This is a genomic window from Roseateles sp. DB2, assembly GCF_051857535.1.
Classification (GTDB): Bacteria; Pseudomonadota; Gammaproteobacteria; order Burkholderiales; family Burkholderiaceae_C; genus Roseateles_B.
Window position 1 is genome coordinate 1 of record NZ_JBPZGY010000034.1, and the last position, 3,994, is coordinate 3,994.

Sequence of the window (3,994 nt, forward strand, 5' to 3'; positions counted from 1 at the left end):
CATGCAGGCCGGAGCCGGTGCGGACCGGGCGCTGGGGCTGTACATCAACACCTTGCCCCTGCGCGTCAAGCTGCAGGGCCCGGTGCTGACGGCCGTGAAGCAGGTCCAGCAGGACCTGGCCGGCTTGCTTCGCCACGAGCATGCCCCGTTGGCCCTGGCCCAGCGTTGCAGCGGGCTGGACAGCGGCGTGCCGGTCTTCACCGCCTTGCTCAACTATCGCCACAACGTAGCCACAGCGGAGACCACGGACAACGCTCAACTCGCAGACTTTGCCAAGGACGTGGATGTCCTCGTCGGCGAGGAGCGGACGAACTACCCATTCCTGCTCACCCTGGACGACGACGGCACACAGCTGCATGTCAGCGCTCGTGTACAGGCACCGGCCTCTGCAGCGCGTGTCTGTGACGCCATGTGCGCCACCCTGCAATCCCTCGCCGATGCCCTGCATTCGGCCAGAGAGACTCCGCTGGAGACTCTCGACACCATGGCTGACGCCGAGCGAAGCACGCTCCTGGCATTCGGCGCGGCACAGTCGACCTTCCCTGCGGCCCGCGGCCTGCATCAGGTGTTTGCCGAGCAGGCTCAAGGGCATGCGCACCGGGTGGCTCTGCAACTGGGCGATCGGACCCTGGCCTATGCCGATCTTGAACAGCAGGCCAACCGTCTGGCTCACGCACTGCGCGCGCAGGGAATAGGTCCCGAGTCACGCGTCGCCCTGTGCTTCGAGCGAAGCTTCGAGATGCTGATCGCCATCCTGGCGGTGCTGAAAGCTGGTGGGGCCTATGTGCCCCTGGATCCCGCTCAACCGACAGACCGCCTGCGCTACTGCTTGAAAGACAGCGCACCTTCCTTGCTGCTGACTCACGGCGAGGTCGACCCTGCAGTGCTGGACGGCCTGCGGGAAGAGCTCGCCTCCGCCGATCGGCTGCTCCATGTTGACCCGGGGCTGGCGGCCTTTCAGCACCTGCCGGGCAGTGAACCGGACCAGTCCGCCTTCTCTCCCCGCCAACTGGCCTATGTGATCTACACCTCGGGCTCAACCGGACAACCGAAGGGGGTGATGGTCGAGCATGCACAGGTCATGCGCCTCTTCGAAGCCTGCCAGGCCTGGTACGGCTTCGGCCCGACGGACGTGTGGACCCTGTTCCATACCTATGCCTTCGACTTCTCCGTCTGGGAGATCTGGGGCGCGCTGCTGCACGGAGGCCGCCTGGTGATCGTGCCGGCTGCGGTGGCACGGGACGCTGAGTCCTTCCACGAACTCCTGTGCACGCAAGACGTGACAGTCCTGAACCAGACGCCGAGTGCGTTCCGTCAGCTGATCGCCGTGCAGGGGCAGCACGAGCGCCCGCATGCCTTGCGCGAGGTGATCTTCGGCGGCGAAGCGCTGGAGCTCAGCGCGCTCAAACCCTGGTATGAACGGCCGGTGAACGCCAGGACTCGCCTGGTCAACATGTACGGCATCACCGAGACCACCGTCCATGTGAGCTACCGTCCACTGAGTGCCGTCGATGCGAACCGGGCAGGCCCCGGACCTATCGGATGCCCAATCCCTGACCTCAGCCTTCGACTGCTCGACCATCGGGGCCGGCTTGCGCCCATCGGTGTAGCGGGAGAAATCCATGTCGGTGGCGCGGGTGTCGCCCGTGGCTACCTGAACCGCCCCGAGCTGAACGAGCAACGCTTCCTTGCAGACCCCTTGGTGCAGGGCGGCAGGCTTTACCGCTCCGGCGATCTTGCCCGCTGGACGGCCGAAGGCGAGCTGGAGTACCTCGGCCGGAATGACCATCAGGTCAAGGTGCGCGGCTATCGCATCGAGCTGGGCGAGATCGAGGCGAAGCTGCTTGAGCAGCCAGACATCCGCGAGGCGGTGGTGCTGGCACGTGAGGACGAACCCGGGCACAAGCGGCTGGTCGCCTATGTCGTGGCGGCGGGGTCCCAGACCGACCCGAACGTTGAGGCCCTGCGTCTGGCCCTCGAGCAGGCATTGCCGTCCTACATGGTGCCCAGCGCATTCGTTCGCCTCGACGCCATGCCCTTGACTGCCAACGGCAAACTCGACCGCCGCGCACTGCCCGCTCCAGGCGGGCAGGATCACGCACACCGCAGCTACGAGGCGCCGCAGGGCGAGATCGAGGAGCGCATTGCCGCGTTGTGGGCCGATGCGCTGCAATTGCCGCGGGTCGGCCGCCACGACAACTTCTTCGAGTTGGGCGGACATTCCCTGCTCGCGGTGACGCTGATCGAACGCATGCGCCAGGCGGGCTTGTCCAGTGACGTCCGAGCCCTGTTCAGCGCCCCGAGTCTTGCGCAACTGGCTCAGCAGCTGGAGAACAGTGACGGTGGTTCGCGCCAGCTGGACGTCCCGCCTTCGGCCATCCCCGAGGGCGCGACCCGGCTCAGTCCGGACATGCTCCCGCTGGTCCAGTTGAGCCAGCAGCAGTTGGACGCTCTGGTCAGCAGCATCCCCGGTGGAGCCGCCAATGTGCAGGACGTTTACCCCCTGGCCCCCTTGCAGGAGGGCATGCTCTTCCATCATCTGATGGGCGGGGAGGGCGATGTCTACTTGCTGCGCGCGGTGCTGCGATTTGATCAACGCACTCGACTGGATCAGTACCTGTCCGCCTTGCAGCAAACGCTGGCACGCCATGATGTGCTGCGCACTTCGCTGCATTGGGAGGGGCTGGACGAGCCTGTCCAGGTGGTCTTGCGCGAAGTCACGCTTCCGGTGCAGACCTTGCAGGCCGAAGCGTTGGGGGTGTCCTGTGACGCGACGGGTGACGAGGCCCTGCAGGCGCTGCTGCATCAGAGTGATGCGCGCCGTCAGCGCCTGCCACTTCATTCAGCGCCGTTGATGCAGGCACGCATTCTGCGGGAACCCGGTCGCGACAGCTGGTTGATGGCGCTGCTGGTCCACCATATCGCCGTGGATCACCAGTCGATGGATGCCATGCAGCAGGAGATCCTGTGGCAGCTCAGTGGGCACGGTGCCAGCCTGCTGCCGACCCGGCCCTTCCGCGAGCACGTCGCACAGGCACGGCTGGGCATGAGCACCTCACAGCACGAGGACTACTTCCGTGAGCAACTGGGCGGCGTGGAAGAAGCCACCTTGCCCTATGGCCTTTCCGATGTTCAAGGTGATGGCACTCAGGTCGACGAGGCGCATCTGGGCTTGCCTGAGCCGACCAGTGCCGGTCTGCGTCTGCAGGCTCGCAGGCTCGGCCTCAGTCTGGCCAGCCTGTGCCACCTGGCCTTTGCGCAGGTGCTGGGGACCGTCAGCGGCAGGGACGATGTGGTCTTTGGCACCGTGCTGTTCGGTCGCATGCAAGGCGGCGGGGGGCAGGCACTGGGGCTCTACATCAACACCCTGCCTTTGCGAGTGAGGCTGGGGGGACAGATTCGCGATACCGCGCGCAAGGTTCAACGGGATCTGGCCGGCCTGTTGCGTCATGAGCACGCCTCGCTGTCGCTGGCCCAGCGTTGCAGTGGGCTGGCCCCGGGGGTGCCGCTGTTTTCCGCCCTTCTCAACTACCGCCACAGCGGTCATGAAGCGCAGGATTCCTCGGCAGCATTGGATCCGGATGCGCTCCAGGGCATGGAGTTCCTGCATGGAGAGGAAAGCAGCAACTACCCGTTCAACATGGACGTGGACGACAGCGGCGCCGGACTGATGCTGACCGCGCAGGTGGCCGGTCGGGGTCGTGCGCAAGAAGTCTGCGCGCTGATGGCCCAGGCGCTGGAGAGCCTGGAGCAGGCGCTGCGGGAAGGAGGGCAGGGGGATCTGAGGGCACTGACGGTGCTGCCAAGGGAGCAGGAGGAGCGGCTGCAGCGCTTCGGCCAGCCCGCGCAGGCGCTGAGTGCGGAGCTGGCACAGCGGTTTGACGAGCGAGGCAGCCTGCATGGGCTCATCCAGGCGCAGGCGAGGCGCAATCCGCAGGCCCTGGCCCTGGTGGACGAGCAGGAGCAGCTGAGCTATGGGGAGCTGGATGCCTTG

At 66.0% G+C, this 3,994-nt stretch carries 1 protein-coding gene; it reads left to right on the top strand.

What is annotated here, in order from left to right:
• Nucleotides 1-3,994, top strand: a 3,994-nt coding sequence (locus ACS5PK_RS22500) for an amino acid adenylation domain-containing protein (protein WP_439442499.1), incomplete at both ends; no start/stop codon positions are given.